20 protein-coding genes are annotated in these 23801 nt (G+C 47.0%); all 20 read left to right on the top strand.

Annotated elements, in window-relative coordinates:
* The 20 genes from rnpM (at window position 1) to ASG02_RS06920 (ending at window position 23669) form a co-directional block, all read left to right on the top strand.
* Window positions 1-270: an RNase P modulator RnpM gene (gene rnpM, locus ASG02_RS07015; protein WP_023468682.1), complete on the top strand. Its 270-nt coding sequence runs from the start codon at window positions 1-3 to the stop codon at window positions 268-270.
* Window positions 263-565: a YlxQ family RNA-binding protein gene (locus ASG02_RS07010; protein WP_023468681.1), complete on the top strand. Its 303-nt coding sequence runs from the start codon at window positions 263-265 to the stop codon at window positions 563-565. The genes rnpM and ASG02_RS07010 overlap by 8 nt, the downstream gene beginning before the upstream one ends.
* Window positions 566-580: 15 nt before the next feature.
* A complete protein-coding gene (gene infB / locus ASG02_RS07005; protein ID WP_035407064.1) occupies window positions 581-2752 on the top strand; it encodes a translation initiation factor IF-2 in 2172 nt (723 codons plus the stop codon).
* Between the two features lie 39 nt (window positions 2753-2791).
* Window positions 2792-3133, top strand: coding sequence for a 30S ribosome-binding factor RbfA (rbfA, locus tag ASG02_RS07000; protein WP_035407069.1), 342 nt, complete (start codon window positions 2792-2794; stop codon window positions 3131-3133).
* Between the two features lie 50 nt (window positions 3134-3183).
* The gene (gene truB / locus ASG02_RS06995) at window positions 3184-4092 is read left to right on the top strand and encodes a tRNA pseudouridine(55) synthase TruB (RefSeq protein ID WP_035407072.1); all 909 of its coding nucleotides are present in this window, start codon (window positions 3184-3186) and stop codon (window positions 4090-4092) included.
* A gap of 16 nt (window positions 4093-4108) precedes the next feature.
* A complete protein-coding gene (locus tag ASG02_RS06990; RefSeq protein WP_035407075.1) occupies window positions 4109-5038 on the top strand; it encodes a bifunctional riboflavin kinase/FAD synthetase in 930 nt (309 codons plus the stop codon).
* Between the two features lie 123 nt (window positions 5039-5161).
* A complete protein-coding gene (rpsO, locus tag ASG02_RS06985; protein ID WP_023468676.1) occupies window positions 5162-5431 on the top strand; it encodes a 30S ribosomal protein S15 in 270 nt (89 codons plus the stop codon).
* A 138-nt stretch (window positions 5432-5569) separates the two neighbouring features.
* The gene (gene pnp / locus ASG02_RS06980) at window positions 5570-7789 is read left to right on the top strand and encodes a polyribonucleotide nucleotidyltransferase (protein ID WP_035407078.1); all 2220 of its coding nucleotides are present in this window, start codon (window positions 5570-5572) and stop codon (window positions 7787-7789) included.
* A 74-nt stretch (window positions 7790-7863) separates the two neighbouring features.
* Window positions 7864-9096, top strand: coding sequence for a pitrilysin family protein (locus ASG02_RS06975; RefSeq protein WP_035407082.1), 1233 nt, complete (start codon window positions 7864-7866; stop codon window positions 9094-9096).
* Window positions 9097-9155: 59 nt separating this feature from the next.
* Window positions 9156-10619, top strand: coding sequence for a UDP-N-acetylmuramoyl-L-alanyl-D-glutamate--2,6-diaminopimelate ligase (locus ASG02_RS06970; protein WP_035407085.1), 1464 nt, complete (start codon window positions 9156-9158; stop codon window positions 10617-10619).
* Window positions 10616-11875, top strand: coding sequence for a lipid II:glycine glycyltransferase FemX (locus ASG02_RS06965; RefSeq protein WP_035407088.1), 1260 nt, complete (start codon window positions 10616-10618; stop codon window positions 11873-11875). The genes ASG02_RS06970 and ASG02_RS06965 overlap by 4 nt, the downstream gene beginning before the upstream one ends.
* A complete protein-coding gene (locus tag ASG02_RS06960) occupies window positions 11875-12537 on the top strand; it encodes a M15 family metallopeptidase (protein ID WP_056062201.1) in 663 nt (220 codons plus the stop codon). The genes ASG02_RS06965 and ASG02_RS06960 overlap by 1 nt, the downstream gene beginning before the upstream one ends.
* A 153-nt stretch (window positions 12538-12690) precedes the next feature.
* A complete protein-coding gene (locus ASG02_RS06955) occupies window positions 12691-14355 on the top strand; it encodes a ribonuclease J (protein ID WP_023468670.1) in 1665 nt (554 codons plus the stop codon).
* Window positions 14356-14423: 68 nt separating this feature from the next.
* Window positions 14424-16571, top strand: a complete 2148-nt coding sequence (locus ASG02_RS06950) for a DNA translocase FtsK (protein ID WP_035407095.1) — start codon at window positions 14424-14426, stop codon at window positions 16569-16571.
* Between the two features lie 317 nt (window positions 16572-16888).
* Window positions 16889-17902, top strand: coding sequence for a BMP family protein (locus ASG02_RS06945; protein ID WP_035407099.1), 1014 nt, complete (start codon window positions 16889-16891; stop codon window positions 17900-17902).
* A gap of 222 nt (window positions 17903-18124) precedes the next feature.
* Window positions 18125-18844 (top strand): GntR family transcriptional regulator, encoded by a 720-nt coding sequence (locus ASG02_RS06940; RefSeq protein ID WP_035407101.1) that lies wholly within the window; start codon window positions 18125-18127, stop codon window positions 18842-18844.
* Between the two features lie 130 nt (window positions 18845-18974).
* Window positions 18975-20048: a BMP family protein gene (locus ASG02_RS06935; RefSeq protein ID WP_035407104.1), complete on the top strand. Its 1074-nt coding sequence runs from the start codon at window positions 18975-18977 to the stop codon at window positions 20046-20048.
* Window positions 20049-20113: 65 nt separating this feature from the next.
* A complete protein-coding gene (locus tag ASG02_RS06930) occupies window positions 20114-21643 on the top strand; it encodes an ABC transporter ATP-binding protein (protein WP_035407107.1) in 1530 nt (509 codons plus the stop codon).
* Complete coding sequence (locus tag ASG02_RS06925) at window positions 21640-22710, top strand: ABC transporter permease (RefSeq protein WP_035407110.1); 1071 nt, start codon at window positions 21640-21642, stop codon at window positions 22708-22710. Before ASG02_RS06930 ends, ASG02_RS06925 begins: the two co-directional genes overlap by 4 nt.
* Window positions 22710-23669: an ABC transporter permease gene (locus tag ASG02_RS06920; RefSeq protein WP_035407114.1), complete on the top strand. Its 960-nt coding sequence runs from the start codon at window positions 22710-22712 to the stop codon at window positions 23667-23669. Before ASG02_RS06925 ends, ASG02_RS06920 begins: the two co-directional genes overlap by 1 nt.
* Window positions 23670-23801: the final 132 nt, after the last annotated feature.

Raw genomic sequence — 23801 nt, 5'->3', positions numbered from 1 at the left:
GTGCAAAAAAAGGTACCATTACGTAAGTGTGTCATCACACAAGAAATGAAACCGAAAAAAGAATTAATTCGTGTCGTCCGGACACCTGAACAAGAGGTCGTCATCGATTTAAATGGTAAGATGAATGGGCGAGGTGCCTATTTATCGAAAGATGCGGCAGTCATTGCGACGGCGAAGAAAAAACGGACGCTTGATCATCATTTAAAGGTCAAGACGACAGATGCCTTATACGATGAATTGCTTGAAATCGCGGGAGGTACAAATGAGTAAATGGGAATCCCTTCTCGGTCTCGCGAATCGAGCTAGAAAAGTGACGACGGGAGAAGAACTCGTACTGAAAGAAGTACGAGGAGGGCAAGCGAAGCTTGTTCTTTTAGCAGCAGATGCGGGGGCTGCCACGCGTAAGAAAGTCACAGATAAATGTACGAGTTATCAGGTTCCTTACCTAGAAGTCGCCGACCGTACGATTCTCGGTCAAGCATTAGGAAAGGATGCGCGTGTTGTCGTGTCAGTCAATGAAGCCGGATTTGCGAAAAAGCTAACTGAACTCCTCTCGAACGACTAATTGGAGGTGGATCCTTTGGGTAAACGTGTATACGAATTCGCCAAGGAACAAAATGTAACAAGTAAGCAGGTCATCACCCAGCTTGAAAAGCTGGAGAAACCAGTCAAGAATCATATGGCAGTATTAGATGAACAGACAGTACAGCAACTCGATCAAGTATTTAATCCCGAGAAATATCGGGCTCAAAAGACGGAGGCTCCAAAACAAGTGAAATCAGATAATAAACCGAACCGACCAGGAAGTACAAACAAACCAGCAGGTAACCAATCACGTAATAGCAAAGGCGGACGCCCAGAATTCGGCAACCGTAACAACCGTGGCGGCAAACGTCGTCCGAACCAAAAGAAAGCAGAACCGCGTAAACTTGAAGTAGCGGATCCGAACTCGAAGTCGAGTCAACGTAAAGCTGCTCGCCGTGCACAAGAAGAGGCGATGGCAAACGTCGTTCAATACTCTGACAACTTGACAGTCGGTGAACTCGCTGAAAAAATGGCGAAAAAACCGAATGAACTGATCATGAAATTGATGGGTCTCGGTGTCATGGCGAACATCAACCAAGATCTTGATGACGAGACAGTGGAACTTCTCGCGACAGAGTTCGGCTTTGAAGTCGAGAAGACAGTCCAAGTCGATGAGACGGACTTTGATCAGTACGAATTGAATCTCGACCAGTACGAATTGTCTGAGCGTCCACCGGTCGTTACGATCATGGGACACGTTGACCACGGTAAAACGACATTGCTCGATTCGATCCGTAACACGAAGGTTACTGCAGGCGAAGCTGGCGGGATCACACAGCACATCGGTGCTTACCAAGTTGAGATCGACGGCAAGAAAATCACGTTCCTCGATACACCAGGTCACGCGGCGTTCACGACGATGCGTGCACGTGGAGCAGATGTCACGGATATCGCGATCATCGTCGTTGCAGCGGATGACGGTGTCATGCCACAGACAGAAGAAGCGATCAGCCACGCGAAAGCAGCTGGCGTTCCAATCATCGTTGCTGTCAACAAGATGGATAAAGAAGGCGCAAACCCAGACCGTGTCAAACAAGAATTGACAGAGTTCGAACTCGTTGCAGAGGACTGGGGTGGCGATACGATCTTCGTACCCGTTTCAGCACTTAAAGGTGACGGCATTGATGAATTGCTCGAAATGATTCTTCTCGTTTCAGAAGTACAAGAATACAAATCAACACCAGAAATGAACGGTCGCGGAACAGTCATCGAGGCGAAACTCGATAAAGGACGCGGTCCAGTCGCGACGCTTCTCGTACAACACGGGACACTTCGTGTTGGGGATCCAATCGTTGTCGGTCACACGTTCGGTCGTATCCGGGCAATGGTCAACGATATCGGTCGTCGTGTTAAAGAAGTTGGACCATCGACGCCAATCGAAATCACAGGTTTGAACGACGTACCGAAAGCAGGCGATCAATTCTTCGCATTCGAAGATGAGAAAAAAGCCCGCCAAATCGGTGAAGCGCGTTACCAGCGTGAAATCGAAGCACAACGTCGTGATTCGGCGAAAGTCAGCTTAGAAGATCTCTTCGATCGTATTAAAGAAGGCGAAGTCAAGGACCTCAACATCATCATCAAAGGTGACGTACAAGGTTCAGTTGAAGCCTTAGCCGGTTCATTGAAGAAAATTGATGTCGAAGGTGTTAAAATTAACATCGTACACTCAGGTGTCGGTGCCATCACGGAAGGTGACGTCATCCTTGCTTCGGCAGCGAATGCGATCATCATCGGATTCAACGTTCGTCCGGATGGTAACGCGAAATCAATGGCGGATCAGGAGAAAGTCGAAATTCGTCTTCACCGGATCATCTATAACGCAATCGAAGAAATCGAGCAAGCGATGAAAGGTCTTCTTGATCCTGAATTCGTTGAAAAAATCATCGGTCAAGCTGAAGTCCGCGATGTCATCAAAGTATCGAAAGTCGGTACGATCGCAGGTGGATATGTCACAGAAGGTAAGTTGACGCGTGATGCAGGCGTCCGTGTCGTTCGTGACAGTATCGTCATCTACGAAGGAAAACTCGATACACTTCGTCGTTTCAAAGATGATGTCAAAGAAGTCGCTACTGGCTATGAGTGTGGAATTAAGATTGAAAAATATGATGATATCAAAGTCGATGATGTCATCGAAGCGTTCATCATGGAAGAAGTCAAACGGAAGTAACAGAACGGAATCCATTCTTCCGAACTGGAGGGAATAACTATGAGTTTACGCTCGAATCGTGTCGCCGAACAGATGCGTAAGGAAATTACGCAATTGCTCATCAAAGATGTCAAGGATCCTCGCGTCAAGACGATTACCGTCACAGGTGTCGAAGTGACAGGAGACTTACAACAAGCGACGATCTTCTACTCGGTCCTCGGTGACGAAAAAGCACGTGAGGATGCGCGCATCGGTCTCGAAAGATCAAAAGGCTTCATGCGCAAGGAAATCGGATCGCGGATTCGTCTACGGAAAACACCTGAACTATTGTTCGAGGTCGATTCTTCTGTCGAATACGGATCACGCATTGATGAGTTGCTTCGGAATTTGAACAAAGATTAACATCTAAGGCAACCACGTGTGTGGTTGCCTTTTTTCAAGGAGGAAATAACGTGGAACCCATCGGAGTATTACCGTTAGATAAACCAGCGGGTATGACGAGTCATGATTGCGTCTTTCGTCTACGTCGCTTGTTTCAAACGAAAAAAGTCGGACATACTGGTACGCTTGATCCGGAAGTAACGGGTGTCTTACCGATTTGTCTCGGTCGAGCGACGAAGCTTGCCCGCTTCATCACAGATGAAGGAAAGCGCTACGCGGCGGAAGTGACGATTGGCTTTGCAACGACAACGGAAGATGCGCACGGGGAAACAGTTCGCGAAACAGCGGTTGAACCGGGAACTATTACCGAGGAAGCAATTGAGGACATCTTGACTCAATTGACAGGAGAGATCGAGCAGACGCCACCGTATTATTCAGCTGTTAAAGTGAATGGGAAAAAATTATATGAATATGCCCGAAAAGGCATTGAAGTCGAACGACCGACACGAATCGTCCGCATCGATCGATTAGAACGGACATCAGACCTTGTGTTCGAAGGTGGTCTTTGTCGTTTCCGTCTTGATATCGCTTGTGGAAAAGGAACGTATATTCGGACATTAGCAGTAGAAATCGGAGAACGACTTGGTTACGCGGCACACATGAGTGAACTACGCCGGACAGGCTCTGGTGCGATTGCTGAGACGGATACAGTGACTCTTGAGACACTCGAATCGTATGAGACGGTCGAAGAACGGATGCAACACGTTCTACCGATTGAACACGTCATCCAAAAATGGCCACGCTTGACGGTCGATGCGTCGACTGCACAGCGTGTGTTGAACGGAGCAAAGCTGACAAGCATTCCAGTCGAATTCGAGCTGTTTACTGTCTATAATGAAGAAGACGTACCTTTAGCGCTATATCGACGTCTTCCAGAAGAACAGGTAGCACGCGTTGAGGTCATGCTACAAATCGATTAAGATCGGAGAGAGCATCATGGACATCATACATTTAACATATCCGGAACAACCTCAAAAAGACCCTGCTGTCATCGCACTCGGCTTTTTTGACGGTGTACATCTCGGACATCAGCAAGTCATCGCAGCAGCACTAAAAGAAGCGGAGGCTCGTCGCCTGCCTTTGGCTGTCATGACCTTTGATCCCCATCCGAAACAAGTGCTTGGTAAAGGGGATGAACCAGTCCACTACATCACGCCGCTTGAACGCAAATTAGAGAAACTCGAGCAGCTTGGTGTCGATCGTGTTTATGTGATTGAGTTTACGATTCCTTTCTCGGAATTATCACCGCAAGCTTTCGTCGACGAATATCTGATTGCGTCTGGAGCAGAACACGTCGTTGCTGGATTCGATTATTCCTACGGTCGCTTCGGAGCCGGCAAAATGGCGACGCTTGATTTTCATAGTCGTGGCACATTTACGCATACCGTTGTAGCAGAATTCCAAGAAGAAGCTGAAAAGATCAGCTCAACCCGGATTCGTCGTTTACTTGCTGCAGGAGAAGTCGAACCGGCTGCACGTTTGCTTGGAGAACCCTACCAAATCAAAGGCACGATCATTCACGGTGACGCACGCGGACGGCAAATCGGTTTCCCGACAGCCAACATGCGACCGGAATTCGCCTACGTCATTCCGAAACTTGGTGTGTATGCGACATTCGTTCGCTTAGCAGACGGTCGCCGGTTCAAGGCGATGACGAATGTCGGGAGACGCCCAACGTTCTATGAGACGGGAGACGTCAGTATCGAGACGCATCTTCTTGACTTTGATGAAGATCTTTATGGTCAAGAATTGACGCTTGAATGGATCGCTTACTTACGCGATGAAAAAGCCTTCAACGGTATCGATCAATTGAAAGAACAATTGGCACGGGACCGCGAAGAAGCAAATGTACAATTAAGCGTTTGACAGTACGGACAGGGTTCGTTATGATAGGTCAGTACGATCACGTACAGCCGATTCACTTGGCATCTGGTCTCACCATCCGATGCTCGGGAATACGGTCATTCATAAGATGGAGGTGGAGTGACAATGGCACTCACAAAAGAACGTAAAAACGAAATCATCGAAGCATATGCTACGAAACAAGGCGATACTGGTTCGCCGGAAGTACAAGTTGCTGTTTTAACTGAACAGATCACAACTTTGAACGATCACTTACGTACACACAAAAAGGATCACCACTCACGTCGTGGTCTCTTGAAAATGGTCGGTCGTCGCCGTAACTTGCTCACATACCTTCGTAACAAGGATGTTGCACGTTACCGTTCGTTGATCGAGCGTCTTGGTCTCCGTCGCTAATCCCGACGAGAACGAGGTAGGGAAGCAGGAGCATCGTCTCCTGTTTCTTTTTTTTGCCGATTCATGGACTTTTTGCGCAAGAACCTACATAATTAGATTTGAATGAAAAAACGGATAGCAGTGAGAGGAGATTTGTGCATGTCACAAACAAAACAGACGTTTTCGACCGAACTCGGTGGACGTCCATTAACGATTGAAATCGGTCAATTAGCAAAACAAGCGAACGGAGCAGCATTGATTCGCTACGGTGATACAGCCGTTCTTGCTACGGTCGTTGCATCAAAACAACCAAAGGACTTAGATTTCTTCCCATTAACAGTGAACTATGAAGAAAAATTATATGCGGCAGGGAAAATCCCAGGTGGATTCCTTAAACGTGAAGGACGTCCTGGAGAGAGCGCGATCTTGACTTCGCGTCTGATCGACCGTCCAATCCGTCCATTATTCCCGGATGGTTTCCGTCACGACGTACAAGTGGCGACGACGGTTCTTTCGTCAGATGCTGACAATTCACCAGAAGTCGCTGCGATGATCGGGGCTTCGATTGCGCTTTCGATCTCGGATATTCCATTCGACGGTCCAATCGCAGGTGTGACGATCGGTCGCGTCGACGGAGAATTCGTCGTGAACCCGACTTCAGCGCAAATGGAAGTCAGCGACATCGACCTTCAAGTTGCTGGAACAAAACATGCCGTCAACATGGTTGAAGCAGGTGCGAAGGAAGTATCGGAACAAGCAATGCTTGAAGCGATTTTACTTGGACACGATGTCATCAAGGAAATGATCGCGTTCCAAGAAGAAATCGTCGCACAAGTCGGTAAAGGGAAGTTCGAATATACGGTATCAAGCTTCGATGAGACAATCGTCAATCGCCTGAAAGCAGAAGCATTAGCAGAAGTCACACAAGCGGTTCAAGTTGAAGAAAAACAAGCGCGTGACATTGCTATCAACGAAGTCATCGCAAAATACATCGAGTTGTATGCAGCTGACGAGTCCGTCACAGCAGAGCAACTGGCTGAAGTATCAGGCGTGCTCAACAAGTTCGTCAAAGACGAAGTCCGTCGTCTCATCACGGAAGACAAAGTTCGTCCAGATGGTCGTGGTCTTGCTGAGATCCGTCCGCTTGATTCAGAAGTCGGTCTCTTGCCACGTGCACACGGTTCAGGTCTGTTCACACGCGGTCAGACACAAGTCTTGTCTGTAGCGACACTTGGTGTTGCGGGTGACGCTCAAATCATTGATGGACTTGGTCTGAAGGAAGAGAAACGTTTCATGCACCATTATAACTTCCCACCATTCTCAGTTGGGGAAGCACGTCCGATGCGTGCACCAGGTCGTCGTGAAATTGGTCACGGGGCACTCGGAGAACGCGCACTTTTACCAGTTCTTCCGAATGAAGTTGATTTCCCGTACACGATTCGTCTCGTATCAGAAGTGCTTGAGTCGAACGGTTCTTCATCACAGGCTTCCATCTGTGGTTCGATCCTTGCCATGATGGATGCGGGTGTTCCATTAAAAGCACCTGTCGCTGGTATCGCGATGGGCTTGATCATGGAAGGCGAAAATTACTCGATCTTGACAGATATCCAAGGGATGGAAGATCATCTCGGAGATATGGACTTTAAAGTCGCTGGAACTCACGAAGGTGTCACAGCTCTCCAAATGGATATGAAAATTGGCGGAATCACGCGTCAAATTCTTGAAGAAGCACTTGAACAAGCACGTCTTGGTCGTCTGCATATTCTTGAGCATATGCAATCTGTCATTGCTGAACCGCGTGTCGAATTGTCGCAATACGCGCCGAAAATCGTCACACTTAAAATCAATCCAGATAAAATCCGTGATGTCATCGGACCTGGTGGTAAAGTCATCAACGGTATCATCGATGAGACAGGCGTTAAGATCGACATCGATCAAGACGGAACAGTCTTTATCGCTTCGACGGATCAAGCTGGCATCGATCGTGCCCGTCAATTGATCGAAGATATCGTCCGTGAAGTCGTCGTCGGTGAAGAATTCGATGGAACGGTCCGTCGCGTTGAGAAATTCGGTGCATTCGTCGAATTGTTCAAAGGAAAAGACGCACTCGTCCACATCTCGGAACTCGCACTTGACCGTGTTGGTCAAACGGAAGATGTCGTTAAACTTGGAGATAAGCTAAAAGTCCGTGTCACAGAAATCGATGACAAAGGACGCGTTAACGCGTCGCACAAAGTCCTGCTCGTCGAAGGATTAAGCGAAGAAGACCGTGCCGCATACGAAGAAAAGAAAAAGACAGAGCGTGAGAACCGCCCGCCACGCCGGGATCAGGGTTCACGCCCACCACGTGACGGACAACGTCCACCACGTCGTAACTAATGAATCCAAGGTGGCTCGACGGTGCAGAGAATGCAACGAGAGCCACCTTGTTTCCTATATTTGGAGGAATTACTATGATCGAACGGATACAACTAGAAAACGGGGTTCGACTAATCGTTGAACGGATGCCAGAAGCACGCAGCGTCGCGACCGGAATCTTCATTCAAGCAGGAAGTCGGACGGAACAGATCGAGGAGCATGGTATCAGTCATCTCATCGAGCATATGATGTTCAAAGGAACAAAACGCCATACGGCAAAAGAGATTGCGGTTTATTTTGACCGACTTGGTGGAAATATTAATGCGTTCACGAGTAAGGATCAAACGTGTTATTACGTCAAGACATTAGATGAACATGCAGGTGAAGCCTTTCAAGTGTTGGCGGACATGTTCCTCGAATCGACGTTCGATGCGGAGGAACTAGAAAAAGAGAAAAAGGTCGTCATTGAAGAGATTAAAATGTACGATGACACACCAGATGATCTCGTCCATGAGTTATTAGCTGTTGCGGCTTACGGAGAGGATGTCATGGCTCGTCCGATTCTTGGAACGGAAGAGAGTGTGCTTCGGATTGATCGTACAATGATTGAACAGTATCTCGAAGAAGCATATGCTCCGGATCAAATCGTCATTTCCGTTGCCGGAAACGTCTCAGACGAGTTGATTACGCAGATTCAAGAGCGGATGTCGATCCTCATATCACGATCGAAGACCCGTGAGACAGCGTCACCAAGGTTACAAAATGGTGTGATTCGTAAGGAAAAGGATACGGAACAGGCACATATTTGTTATAATTTCCGTGCGATTCCTTCTGCTGATCCACGATTGCCTGCCCTCGCCTTACTCAACAATGCATTCGGTGCGACGATGTCGAGTCGCTTGTTCCAATCAATCCGAGAGGAACGCGGTCTTGCTTATTCAGTCTTTTCCTATTACACGACGTTTGACGATCATGGCACGTTCACGATTTATGTCGGTACGTCTCCGGAATCAGTCGAAGAGGTCGAACAGGTTCTCGCTGCTGAGATTGATCGCTTGAAGCGGGACGGACTATCCGCTAAGGAACTCGAAGATGGCATTGAACAGCTAAAAGGTTCTCTGATTTTAGGAAACGAAGGCACATCGAGCCATATGAACCGAAATGCCCGAAATGAGTTGCATCTGCATCGTCACCCGTCACTCGAAGAAGTACTAGCGGATGTAGAACGAATTCGTCCATCGGACATCGAAGGGCTGATTGAGCACATCTTTTCGGAGGAACCGGCAAAGGCCTATATTCTTCCGGCAGACCAGGAAGAGGAAGCATGACAGCAGAACGGAATAGATGAAACATATGAAATGACGATGTCGAGAAAGAAGGAATACCGTTGAATTTAGCTGAACTGATTCAAGTCATACAGACGCAAAAAATCGAACGAATGGTAGAAGTGGACGTCACGTCCATCACGACCGATTCACGGGATGTTAAACCGGGAACATTGTTCGTCGCCATCAAAGGGTATACTGTTGATGGACACGACTATGCCAAACAGGCAGAAGCACAAGGAGCGGTCGCAATCGTTGCGGAACAACCGGTCAATGTGTCGATTCCTGTCATTCTCGTTCGTAGTACATCACGTGCCATTGCCGAATTGGCTGGCAAATTCTATGATTATCCTTCTGAAAAGATGCGGATGATTGGTATTACAGGAACGAACGGGAAAACGACGACGACGACGATTGTCCGTGATATATTAGCGCACCTTGGTCGGAAAACGGGTATCATCGGAACGGTCGAAGTCAAGATTGGTGACCGCGTCGTACCAAGTCGCAATACGACACCACAAAGCTCCGAATTACAAGCATTTTTGCATCAAATGCATAAAGAAGATGTCCAAGACGTCATCATGGAAGTCTCTTCGCATGGACTAGAGCTTGGTCGAGTAACGGGTGTCGATTACGACATTGCGGGATTCACGAATCTGACGCATGATCACCTCGATTTTCACAAAACGTTTGAGAACTATGCGCGTGCCAAAGGATTGTTATTCGCACAGCTCGGACAACGGCTGTCGACAGAGAAAGTCGCGGTCTTGAATGCCGATGATCCGACGAGCGAACTGTACGAAATGATGACAGGTGCTCGTGTCATGACGTACGGTATCGACAACGCAGCTGACCTCCGAGCAACGGCGATTGAACAGTCACTTCAACAAACGACGTTCACGATGATGTACAAAGAAGAACAAGTCGACGTCACGGCGAATTTCATCGGTCGCTTTAACGTCTACAATCTGTTGCTTGCGACAGGGATCCTCTTGTCTTGCGGATACGACCTAACGACGATTGCAGGAGCGATTTCAGCAATCCGTCCGGCAAAAGGTCGGATGCAACGCTTACCAATTGAAGGATATAACGTGTATGTCGACTACGCGCATACTCCTGACGGCATTGAACAGTGTCTGAAAGCACTCGTTGACGTACCGAAGGAAAAGATCGTCTTCCTGATCGGGACAGGTGGAAACCGCGACGTGACGAAACGACCGAAGATGGGCGAACTGGCTTCGACCTACGCAGGAACCGTCGTCATCACGACGGATGATCCACGATATGAAGCATATGAGTCAATTACATCCGGCATCGCCAAAGGGATGACCCACGATCAGTTCGTTGAAATCGGTGATCGGGAAGAGGCCGTGCGTTATGCAGCACGACTCGCACGACCAGATAATATCGTCATCTTAGCCGGTAAAGGTCATGAAAAATATCAAATCATTGGGGATGAGAAAATCCCTCTCGATGAGGAAGTCATCGTCAAAGAGATGATACGGCAAATGGAGGAACAGAAGTGACTTATCAACCAATCGTTGTAACCATAGATCAATTTGAAACATTCGTAAAAACACATCCAAAAGGCGACTTACTCCAGCTTCCAGCATGGGGAGAAGTCAAAAGCGCGACAGGATGGACACATGAACGGATCGCGGTCGGAACAACTACTGGTGAGATTGCCGGAGTTGGTCTGCTCTTGTTTAAGAAAGTACCGAAGCTACCGTTCACGCTTTGTTATGCACCGCGCGGTTTCGTCGTCGATTATACGGATACGGACGCACTTCGTGCTCTTCGTGATGAAGCGATACGTGTCGCAAAACAACAGAAGGCGATTGCGATTAAATTCGATCCGAACGTCGAGCGGGAAGAATATCCAGGTCTGTTACAGGAGATGCAAGGACTTGGCTTCAAACATAACGGTTTTGGCGGCGGTTTTGACTACGCGCAACCACGCTTTACGATGGAGACGAATCTTGAAGGAACAGAAAAAGAGATCTTCGACGGTTTCCATTCGAAGTTCCGCTACAACGTCCGTCTTGCTGAACGCAAAGGGATCGTATGCGAACAAGCGGATCGTGAAGGACTCAAGACATTTGCGAAGCTGATGGTCGAGACGGGCGAACGGGATGGGTTCTCGATCCGCGGTCTGGATTATTTCGAGAATCTGTATGATCATCTCCATCCAAAGGGTGATGCGGTCTTGTTTTTGACGAAACTTGATGTCGTACGTGCTCTTGAGAATACGGAAGCTTTATTACTTCAAGCCGATAAGGAACTCTCGAAGATTCACCGTCAGCTTGAGAAAGAGACGGCTGAGAAGAAGCTAAAAAGCTTAAACAATCGCTTGGAGCAGACGACAGCACAAATCGAAAAAGCAGAGAAGTCGAAAACGGAACTGATGACGATTGCTGCCAAACATCCAAACGGTGTCATCCTGTCTGGTGGTCTTTTGACGCTTGCTGGTCGTCGTTCCTATTACTTATATGGAGCCTCATCGAACGAGTACCGGGAATTCATGCCGAACCATTTGATGCAATGGACGATGATGCAATATGCGAAAGAACATGGTGCGCTCTCCTATGACTTCGGTGGAGTCAGTGGTTCGACCGACCCGGATGATCATTACGCGGGACTCTATGCCTTTAAATCTGGGTGGGGCAGCCGAATGATTGAAAAAATCGGTGAGTTTGATTATGTACTCAATCGTCCGCTCTATCTGTTGCTTGAGACGGGGTTACCGATTCTACAAAAACTTCGGAAGAAGCTTCGCCGCTGATGAAACGGGGAACAATCTTCGGTTGGATCGTATTTTTATTGACGATGTTTGCGATTGGATTGTTTCTTGCGGCATCCATGAACCGGATGCCGACGATTTTGATGGACCAACCGGAACTCGGGATTGATAGTTGCCCACGAGACGTAGCAGGGGAAAACCGTTTGATCAATGCAAGCGAGGCGAACCTGAAGCGTCTCCATCCAGCTGTCGAGACAGGGGCAAAGGATCTGATCCGTGTTGCACATTCTTGCTACAATATCGATATCAAGATCACGCAAGGGTACCGCTCGATCCAGCAACAGAACGCACTTTTTGAACAAGGGCGTTCTGAGGCAGGTGAAGTCGTCACGAATGCACGAGGCGGTGAATCGATGCATAACTACGGACTTGCAATTGATTTCGTGCAACTCGTAAATGGACAGATTTCGTATGATCTTGAGTATGATGGGAATCGGTCAGGGAAAAGTGATTGGCGTGAAGTCGCTGATATCGGGAAAGCACTCGGTTTTGAATGGGGAGGCGATTGGAAGCGATTCGTCGATTACCCTCATTTTGAGATGACGTTCGGGTATTCGCTCGACGAACTGAAGGCTGGTGAACGTCCAAGCCGTTCGGAAAAAGCGAAACGAACAGAAGAAGTCGAAGATTTGTTGAATACATGATTAATGTCATTCCTGGAGTAATGTGGCAGGAATGACGTTTTTTTTAGATTTCCTAGTCCGATTGTTGGCAGATTGTGAAAATTCGGCTAGAATAGTGATAGTGATAAGTGGACGGCTCACGAAAAGTGAATATGAATTATAGGAGGTCATGTCGTGTCAAAGAAGAAGACGGAAAAAGTAAGCGTCTTTGCTCTTGGTGGCGCCGGTGAGATCGGTAAGAACATGTACGTCGTCGAACTCGACGAGGACATCTTCGTCATCGATGCCGGGTTAATGTTCCCAGGAGATGAGATGCTTGGAATCGATAAAGTCATTCCAGACATCAGTTATTTAAAAGAAAACAAAGAGCGGATTCAAGGGATTTTCATTACCCATGGTCACGAGGATCATATCGGGGCACTCAGTTACGTCTTGCGTGACTTGAAGGTACCTGTTTACGGAACACGTTTGACGCTCGGTTTGATTGAACACAAATTAAAAGAAGCCGGTTTATTGAAAAAGGCAGATCTTCGTCCAATTGATGCCAAGACGAAATTAACCGTTGCAGGTCATTTTATTACGTTCTTCCGGGTCAACCACTCGATTCCGGATGCAGTTGGGGTTTGTATTCAAACGTCTCAAGGTGCCATCGTTCATACGGGGGATTTCAAGTTCGATTACACACCAGTCGATGGAAAACAAGCAGACTTCGGGAAAATTGCAGCGATTGGTCAACGGGGCGTACTGTGCTTGCTGTCTGACTCGACGAATGCAGAGCGACCAGGGATGTCTGGGTCAGAATCGATTGTCGGTTCTGAATTGAACGACGTCATTTATGAAGCACCGGGTCGTGTGATTGTAGCTTCATTCGCTTCGAACATTCATCGTCTACAACAAGTGTTTGCAGCAGCAGAAGCGAACAATCGAAAAGTAGCGGTCGTCGGTCGTAGCATGGTCAACAACGTTGAAGTGGCACAGCGTTTGAATTACTTACGCTTCAAGCAGAAAACATTGATTGATCTATCTGACATCAATCGCCTCGATGATAACCAAGTCGTCATCTTGACGACAGGATCTCAAGGTGAGCCAATGGCAGCCTTGACACGAATGGCACGTAACGCACACAAGCAAGTCAATATTCGCTTGAATGATACGGTTGTCGTCGCGGCTTCCCCAATTCCAGGTAACGAGAAGTCGGTTTCGAAAACGATCGATCTCTTATTCCGTGCGGGTGCGAATGTTATCTACAACCAACGGAAAGTACACGTTTCCGGTCACGGTCATGCGGAAGATCTGAAGCTGATGCTCAACTTGATCAAACCGAAATTCTTCCTACCGATTCACGGAGAATTCCGGATGCAAAAGGCACACAGTCGTCTCGCACAGACGGTTGGCGTCAATGCGAACAATATCTTCATCATCGAGAATGGAGATGTCGTTGAGTTTGAGAAGCGTAAAGCACGGATGTCACGCAAAGTGAACGCCGGAAACGTCTTGATCGACGGAATCGGTGTTGGTGATGTCGGAAACATCGTCCTTCGTGATCGTCGCTTGTTGTCACAAGATGGTGTCGTCCTCTGTGTCATTACGATTAGCCGAAAAAACAAAACGATCGTCTCGGGACCCGAAATCATTTCTCGCGGATTCGTCTATATGCGTGAATCAGAAGATATGATCAATGAAGCGAACCGAATCGTCGCGAAACAACTACAAGGTAAATTAAACGGAGAATTGGATTGGACGGAGATGAAGTCGTTGATTCGAGATAAACTCAGTGCTTATCTCTATGAACAGACGAAACGCCGCCCGATGATTCTTCCAATCATCATGGAGATTTAACAAACGAGCGGCTCAGATTGACCAATACCTGGTCCACTGAGCCGTTTTTTTATCAGGAGGGATGACGTATGGCGACGACGAAACGAAAAACCGTACGAAAAAAAACGCCGCCACGGAAACGACCGGCAGCGAAGAAACAACGTCAGCCGATTGCGTATCGTACATATGCGACCATCATCGCAATCGTTTCACTACTTGCCTTCGTTCTCGCATTTGGGGAATTCGGGAAAGTCGGACTGACGCTAGCTGATGGAGGAGAACGATTAATCGGTCAGTTCGGTTCCTTATTATACGGCGGGATAGGTGCCGTGCTACTCTTGCTACTATCGAACGCGTCACGGGCTCAGAAATGGGCATGGTCGATGCTACTAATGGGTTCAGTCGTCTGGATTGATCTAATGCTCGGAGCACCGCGTGGTATTCTCAATGGATGGCTCTATCAAAACGCAGCATATTACATTTCAAGTAGCGGTGCCTTCTTGATTGGTCTGTTCTTCATCGGCGCAGCTGTTCATCTACTACACCCTTCGTTTTATGGAGAGCTATGGCTTGGACTGCGGGAACGCGCAGAAGAATTTCGTAATCGTGAACGGACACCTCGTCCTCGGATCGAAAAAGACCTGACACCGAAACCGGTCCGCGAGAAAAAAGCAAAGACGTTGCGACCAGCAACTGTTGAGGAACCAATCGAAACAGAGCAAGAAGCAGAGGATCCTTCGGTCAACATTCAAGACGTTCCAATTATCGGCTTTACGGATCACGTTGAACCGCAAGCAGCGGAGACACAAGGACCACTGACGATGACGGAGACACCGGACGGATATCAATTGCCGTCGCTTGATTTATTAGCAGAGCCGACGTCCAAAGACTTATCGGGTGAGAATAAGCGACTAAAGGATAATGCGACGAAATTGATTGCGACCTTAAAATCGTTCGGGATCGGAGCGAAAGTGTTGAAGATTCATCTCGGACCAAGTGTCACGAAGTATGAGATTGAACCAAAACAAGGTATCAAGCTTAGTCGGATCACAGGACTCGCCGATGATTTAGCGCTTGCGTTAGCGGCGAAAGATATTCGAATCGAAGCACCGATTCCTGGTAAAGCGGCTGTCGGAATCGAGGTGCCAAACCGTGAAGTCGCCATGGTATCACTTCGAGAAGTGTTAGGAGCGGAGAGCGTTCAATCCGACAATGATCGTTTGCTCGTCGCACTCGGACGAAGCATTTCTGGTGAGACGGTGACAGCAAAGCTGAATAAGATGCCACACGTCTTAGTTGCCGGTTCGACCGGTTCCGGTAAATCGGTCTGCATTAACGGGATGATCGTCTCAATTTTGATGCGAGCTCGACCGGATGAAGTCCGCCTGATGATGATTGACCCGAAAATGGTCGAATTAAACGTCTACAACGGTATTCCTCATCTTTTGGCACCGGTCGTCACCGATCCGAAAAAGGCGGCGCAGGCGTTAAAACAGGTCGTCTCGGAAATGGAACGTCGTTATGAGATTTTCAGTCAAAACGGAGCGCGCAACATCGAAGGCTACAATGCACTAATCGATAAGATGAACGCAGAGGAAAAAGTGCATCAACGATTACCGTATATTGTCGTCATCGTTGATGAGTTAGCCGACTTGATGATGGTCGCGTCAAACGAAGTTGAAGATGCAATCATGCGACTTGCACAAATGGCGCGAGCAGCTGGGATTCACATGGTTATCGCGACCCAGCGACCAAGTGTTGATATCATCACTGGTGTCATCAAAGCGAATATTCCGTCACGTATCGCCTTCAGTGTGTCGAGTGCGACGGATTCACGGACGATCCTTGATACGGGAGGCGCTGATAAATTGCTTGGACGAGGGGATATGTTGTTGCTCGGTAACGGCATGAACAAACCCGTCCGTGTACAAGGTGCGTTCTTATCAGACGAAGAAGTCGAGAAGGTTGTCAATCATGTCATCAGTCAACAAAAAGCGCAGTATGTTGAAGCGATGATTCCAAAAGATGTACCTGAAGGTGAAACAGAGGTCGATGACTCACTCTATGATGAGGTCGTCCAGTTCATTCTGACCCAAGAGACGGCATCGACGTCGATGATTCAACGAAAGTATCGTATCGGCTACAACCGAGCTGCCCGGTTGATTGATGCTCTAGAAGAAAATGGTCTGATTGGTCCTTCTGAAGGATCAAAACCACGCCGCGTCATGGGACGTTAATCAAGAATCACGGTATCCACCGTGATTCTTTTTTATTAAAATAATGGATATATATGGATGAGCGTATAATGTGCTCAAAAAAATGATACAGGAGTCGTATATGAGATGAGAAAATTAGAAATGAAAGGAAGGAAAAAAGACAAAAATAAAATAAAATCGCTTTCATGAAAATAGTTGTCAGACGTCTGTTGATTTTCAATATTTTTTTTGGCATACTCAGACATATGAGTGACCGACCTTCAACATGAGGGCTGGGAGCGACTTTTTCACAAATAGATAATGAAAGCGCTCTCATAAATGCAGAGGAGATGGATGATATGAAGAAAAAACAGGTAATCGTATCGATGATGTCAGTAGCAACAGTTGGACTTGCAGCCTGCGGCGGTTCAGGTGAGAAAGCTGACCAAAAAGATCAGTTCTCTGTCGCTATGGTAGCGGATAAAGGTGGAATCGATGATAAATCGTTCAACCAATCAGCTTGGGAAGGTCTGCAAGCGTACGGTAAAGATAACAAACTCAAGCAAAATGAAGGGTTCTCTTATTTACAGTCTAAATCACAACAAGATTATCAACCGAACTTGTCACGTCTTGCACGTGGTGGAGAAGATCTCGTTTTCGGTATCGGGAATACATTCAATGAAGATGTTAAAACCGTAGCAGATCAATTCAAGGATACACAATTTGCAATCGTTGATAATGTCGTTGAAGGGAAAAACGTCACATCGATCACATTTAAGGAAAATGAAGGGGCGTATCTTGCAGGGATCGTTGCTGCTATGGAGACGAAAAAAGATCACATCGGTTTCGTCGGTGGCATGAAAATGGACGTCATCGAGCGGTTCCGAGCTGGTTTCGAAGCTGGAGCGAAATCCGTCAATCCAAAAATCAAAATCGATGTTCAGTACGCAGAGGACTTCGCAGCACCTGAAAAAGGTCAAGCCATCGCAGCCGGCATGTACGGTAAAGGAGCGGATATCATCTTCCCAGCAGCAGGCGGTACAGGAAATGGTGTCTTCACAGAAGCGAAGAACCGTAAGAAAAATGGAGAAGATGTATCGGTCATCGGTGTCGACCGTGATCAAAAAGAAGAAGGTATGCCGGAAGACGTGACGTTAACATCGGTCATCAAACGTGTCGACCGCGCAGTTGAAGATACAGCTAACGCAGCGAAAGATGGAAAACTCGAAGGTGGTAAAACGGTTCGTTATGGTCTGAAGGAAGACGGCGTTGATATCGTCCCATCTGAAAAAATCTCGAAGAAGACGATGACTGCGCTTGAGAAAGCAAAAGCGGCTGTCGTTTCAGGGGAAATCGAAGTACCTGAGCAATAAGCGTTGAAAAGATAAAGGGCATTCTTAGGTAGAATGCCCTATTTTCTTCCATTATTGATTACGTTATGAAAAGGGTTACAAAAGCGCCAGAAGTCAGACTTCTAACCTGTTACAAAATGATTGCAGGATTGTGTTAAGCGTCATATACTTATCTTGGCTGGAGTTCTCATACGTCAGAAGTCTGAGCACTGGTTACAACTAGATAGAGGATGGAGATGCGTCATGTCGATTAAACTAGATCATCGTTTGCTTTATTTACGTGTGATTGAAAAAATCAAGTCAGACATCGATGACGGCGTTTACAAGGAAGGCGAGAAGCTCCCTTCAGAGTTTGAACTTTCAAAGCAACTTGGCGTCAGTCGAGCTACTCTTCGAGAGGCATTACGAATTCTTGAAGATGAGAACATTGTCATCCGTAAACACGGTGTCGGTACGTTTATCAATGCAAGACCACCGTTTACTTCTGGTATCGAGGAGTTATACAGCGTGACAGAGATGATCGCGCGCGCAGGCATGATTCCGACCTCAGAAGTGCTATCATCCGAGATGGTCCAACCGACTGAGCGCGACCGAGAACGCTTTCAACTTGGTCCGGATGAATTGGTATATCGAATCGAACGAATCCGACTCGCAGGAGATGTTCCTGTCGTCTATTGTATCGATAAGATTCCAAGCCATTATATTAAAAATGAAGAGCAGTTCACCTCTTCGACATCATTGTTTGATGCTTTAGAAAAAGAACTCGGACGACGTGTCACACATGCTGTGACGCATATCGAGCCGCGTATTGATCCGAAAATCGCTGAACAATTACATACGGACCAACCTCTGCTCGCTTTGCGTCAGACGCATTATGATGAGCTCGACCGTTCCGTTCTTTTTTCAGCGAACTATTTCCGAGCAGATAAGTTCGATTTCCACGTCATCCGTAAACGTGTGTGAGCCATTGTTTTAGGATGAATACTGAAAGCGCTTCCCGTCAAAACCTACGTAACGCTCCTCATCGCCAGCCTCAGGTGCTAGACGTAGTCTTGAACTTTGTATGACCATATTCGAAAGGGGATTTTTCCAGATGAAAAAGAAGTCACTTCTCGCATTAGCAGCAACAGGTTTAGCAATGAGTTCCGTCCTTGCAGCATGTGGTGGCAACGACGATTCGAAAGATTCAGGTAGCGGCAGCAAATCAGAAGGCTTTAAAGTAGGTATGGTTACAGATACAGGCGGCGTGGATGATAAATCATTCAACCAATCTGCTTGGGAAGGTATCCAAAAGTTCGGGAAAGACAATGACTTAAAAGAAGGTACTGGCTATAAATATCTCCAATCTGCAAAACAATCAGACTATCAACCGAACCTTCAGCAATTAGCACGTGCAAAATACGACTTAATTCTCGGGATTGGTTTCTTGATGGCTGAAGATATCGGTAAAGTAGCGGATCAGTTCAAAAAGAACAACTTCGCACTCGTTGACCAAGTCGTCGATAAACCAAACGTCGCTTCAATCGTCTTCAAAGAAAACGAAGGTTCGTTCCTCGTTGGTGTCGTTGCAGGTCTAACGACGAAAACGGATAAAGTTGGATTTGTCGGTGGTGTCAACTCGGACTTGATCAAAAAGTTCGAAAGCGGATTTAAAGCAGGCGTTAAAGCGGCTAACCCGAAAGCGGAAATCGAAATTCAATACGCAGAAGATTTCAACGCTGCTGAAAAAGGACAAGCAATCGCTTCAGGTATGTACGGTAAAAAAGTCGACGTCATCTATCACGCAGCTGGTGGTACTGGACAAGGGGTATTCACAGAAGCGAAAAACCGTAAAAAGAACGGTGAAGATGTTTGGGTTATCGGTGTAGACCGTGACCAAGTCGAAGAAGGTATGCCAGAAAACGTCACATTGACATCAATGGTCAAACGTGTGGATACAGCAGTAGAGCAAGTCGCGAAAGACACGAAGGACGGCAACTTCCCAGCAGGTAAAGTCGTTGAGTTCGGTCTAAAAGACGGCGGTGTCGATATCGCTCCTTCAAAAGACAACGTCTCAAAAGAAGCACTCGACAAAGTCGAAGAGTACAAAAAACAAATCATCGATGGTGACATTAAAGTTCCATCGACTGACGACGAGTATAAAGAGTACGAAGCGTCACTTAAATAATAATGAAAGCGGGGGTCGCTAGCATTGCGACTCCCCTTTTAAACTAAACATGGGAGTGGATTTTCTTGGAATACGTCATTGAGATGCTGAACATCAGAAAAGAGTTTGGCAATTTCGTCGCAAATGATAATATCACGCTCCAGCTTCGGAAAGGTGAGATTCACGCTTTACTTGGTGAAAACGGTGCCGGAAAATCGACGCTGATGAACGTCTTATTTGGTTTGTATCAGCCTGAGGCTGGAGAAATTCGTGTACGCGGTGAAAAAGTCAATATTACGAGTCCGAACGTCGCGAATGATCTTGGAATCGGCATGGTGCACCAACACTTCATGCTCGTTCAAAATTTCACTGTTACTGAAAACATCATTTTAGGTGCAGAGCCACGTACAGGGATTAAGATTGATCGTGCATCGGCGCGTGAAAAGGTACGCCAGATTTCTGAACAGTATGGTCTTGCTGTTGATCCTGATGCAAAAATCGAGGATATTTCAGTCGGAATGCAACAACGTGTTGAAATTTTGAAGACGTTGTACCGTGGGGCAGACATCTTGATCTTTGATGAACCATCTGCTGTTTTGACACCGCAAGAGATCAAAGAATTGATTCAAATCATGAATCGCTTGATTGCGGAAGGAAAGTCGATTATCCTCATTACGCATAAACTGAAAGAAATCATGGAAGTAGCTGATCGCTGTACGACGATTCGCCGTGGTAAATATATCGGCACGGTCGATATTGATGAGACGATGACACAGTCGCGTCTTGCTGAAATGATGGTAGGTCGTGAAGTCAACTTTAATGCGGAGTATTCCAAGGCAACTCCACAAGAACTCGTTCTCGATATCAAGAATCTAGTCGTCAAGGACGGTCGTGGCATCAAAGCAGTCGATGGATTGAATCTCGACATTCGTGCCGGAGAAATCGTTGGAATTGCCGGAATCGACGGAAACGGACAAACGGAATTGATTGAAGCCATTACAGGTCTTCGTAAAGCAGACAGTGGCGAAATCTTCCTCAACAACAAATCGATTAAAAACCTGAAGCCACGGAAAGTAACGGAATCAGGTGTCGGTCATATCCCGCAAGACCGACATAAACATGGACTTGTCCTTGATTATTCGATTGGACATAACATGGTCTTACAAACGTACTACAAACAACCGTACTCAAAAGCAGGCATCATGAACTATAAACAAGTCATGGAAAAAGCCAAAACGCTCATCGAGAAGTTCGACGTCCGAACTCCAAGTCCAGAGACGTTCGCTCGTGCCTTGTCTGGTGGTAACCAACAGAAGGCGATCATCGCGCGTGAAGTCGATCGTTCACCAGATTTGCTGATTGCGGCTCAGCCGACTCGTGGTCTTGATGTTGGGGCAATCGAGTTCATTCATGAACAATTGGTTCTTGAGCGCGAAAAAGGTCGTGCTGTCTTGTTGATTTCATTCGAACTCGAAGAAATTCTGCAAGTCTCTGACCGGATTGCCGTGTTATATGAAGGAAAAACAGTGGCCTTCTTGGATCCGAAAGAAACGAACGAAATTGAGCTTGGCTTCCTGATGGCCGGCGGTAAGAAAGAGGAGGTAGGTCATTCATGAAGTTAGAGCGTTTTTACGGCATCCTCATTCCGATTCTTTCCATCGTGCTTGGGATGGTCGTCGGGGCAATCGTCATGCTCATTGGTGGGTATGATCCGATTGCTGGGTTTGATCAATTATTCTATGGTATTTTTGGCGAACCGTACAGCATCGGTGAAACATTGCGTGCGGCGGCTCCATTGATCTTCGCGGGTCTTGCTGTCGCGTTTGCTTTTCGGACAGGACTTTTTAACATCGGTGTCGAAGGTCAAGTGCTCGTCGGCTGGATGGTTGCAGTCTGGATTGGAATCAAGTTTGATTTGCCGACAGTTGTTCATTTACCACTCGCTTTGATTGGAGCAGGTTTAGCAGGTGCGCTTTGGGCATCGATTCCTGGTATCTTAAAAGCGAAATTCCACGTACATGAAGTCATCACGTCGATCATGATGAACTATATCGCGTTATACGTCACGAACGATATTTTACGTCACGTCATCGGCATTACGAATGAGCGGACGGAGACAATCAAGGAATCAGCATCACTTGCGTCACCGTTCTTACAAGAAATCACGGATTTCTCACGTCTTCATAACGGAATTTTCATCGCAATCATCGCTGCACTCGTCTTCTGGTTTATTCTTTGGAAAACAACACTCGGTTATGAACTTCGAGCTGTTGGATTCAATAAGAATGCTGCTGAATATGCAGGGATGGGCGTTAACCGCAATATCATCTTATCGTTCGTCATCTCAGGTGTGTTCGCTGGTCTTGCTGGGGCGATGGAAGGTCTTGGGACGTTCCAAAACATGACGTTGAATGCGTCCTTCACTGGTGTTGGATTCGACGGGATCGCGGTTGCCTTGTTAGGTGCGAATAATCCGATCGGCGTCGTGCTCGCTGCATTGCTATTTGCAGGACTCAATATCGGTGGTCTGTCGATGCAACAGATTGGTATTCCACCGGAACTGATCAAAATTATCATTGCGTTCATCATCATCTTCGTGGCTTCTGGATACGCGATTCGTCTCGTCATCGAGAAGTTCGCAGTTAAGAAAGAATCTAAAAAAGCGAAAGGAGCCGGTCAGTAATGGGCTTTCTTGAAGTACTTTATATCATCGTGCCAATCGCACTTGCCTATTCGGCTCCGTTGATCATTGCAGCACTTGGCGGCATTTTCAGTGAGCGTTCTGGCGTCGTTAACATCGCGTTAGAAGGTTTAATGGTCATGGGTGCCTTCACGGGTGTCGTCACGGCATTGACGCTATCAAAAATGGGCTTGGGTGCTGCGAGTCCTTGGCTTGCGATGCTCATTGCGATTGTCGTCGGAGCAGTTTTCTCGCTCTTCCTTGCGATTCCGGCAATCCTTTTCCGGGCTGATCAAACGGTTCTTGGAGTTGCGATCAACTTGCTTGCAGTCGGTCTTGCCATCTTCCTCGTCCGGGCGCTTTACGGAAAAGGACAAACGGATTCGATTCCAAACCGAATCTCAAAAGAGAACGTGCCATTCTTGTCCGATATTCCTGTGCTGAAGATGTTCTTCGCGAACGTCTACTACACATCGTATATCGCGATCATCCTTGCCTTCGTCGCGTGGTACATCATTTTCAAGACGCCATTTGGTCTTCGTTTACGTTCTGTCGGGGAACATCCGATGGCGGCAGATACAATGGGAATCAACGTCACGAAGATGCGTTTCATCGGTGTCATGATCTCTGGTGGTTTCGGTGGTCTTGCTGGTGCTGTTTATGCGACATCAATCTCACTGAACTTCAGTGTGACGACGATCCTCGGTCAAGGGTTCCTCGCGATTGCGGCGATGATCTTCGGAAAATGGAATCCACTCGGGGCTATGGGTGCTGCACTATTCTTCGGATTCGCTCAAGCGATTTCAATCATCGGTCAGCAATTGCCGTTACTCGATCAAATTCCGCAAGTGTATCTATTGATTGCACCGTATCTCTTGACGATCCTAGCACTCGCTGGTGTCGTTGGTCGGGCGGATGCACCAAAAGCTGTTGGTGTACCATATATCAAAGGAAAACGCTAAATTTTTTACCACTTAGAAACCGGATGTTGCCAAATGGCGACGTCCGGTTTTTTTAATGATTGATAGATATATCGCGTGAATAAAAGACCAATAAAAAAAGATGTTTCGCAAGGAAACATCTTTTTTTATTCA

The sequence above is a fragment of the Exiguobacterium sp. Leaf196 genome (assembly GCF_001423965.1).
Classification (GTDB): Bacteria; Bacillota; Bacilli; order Exiguobacteriales; family Exiguobacteriaceae; genus Exiguobacterium_A.
Note: the sequence above shows the minus strand (reverse complement) of the source record. Positions and strands in the feature narration are given on the sequence as shown.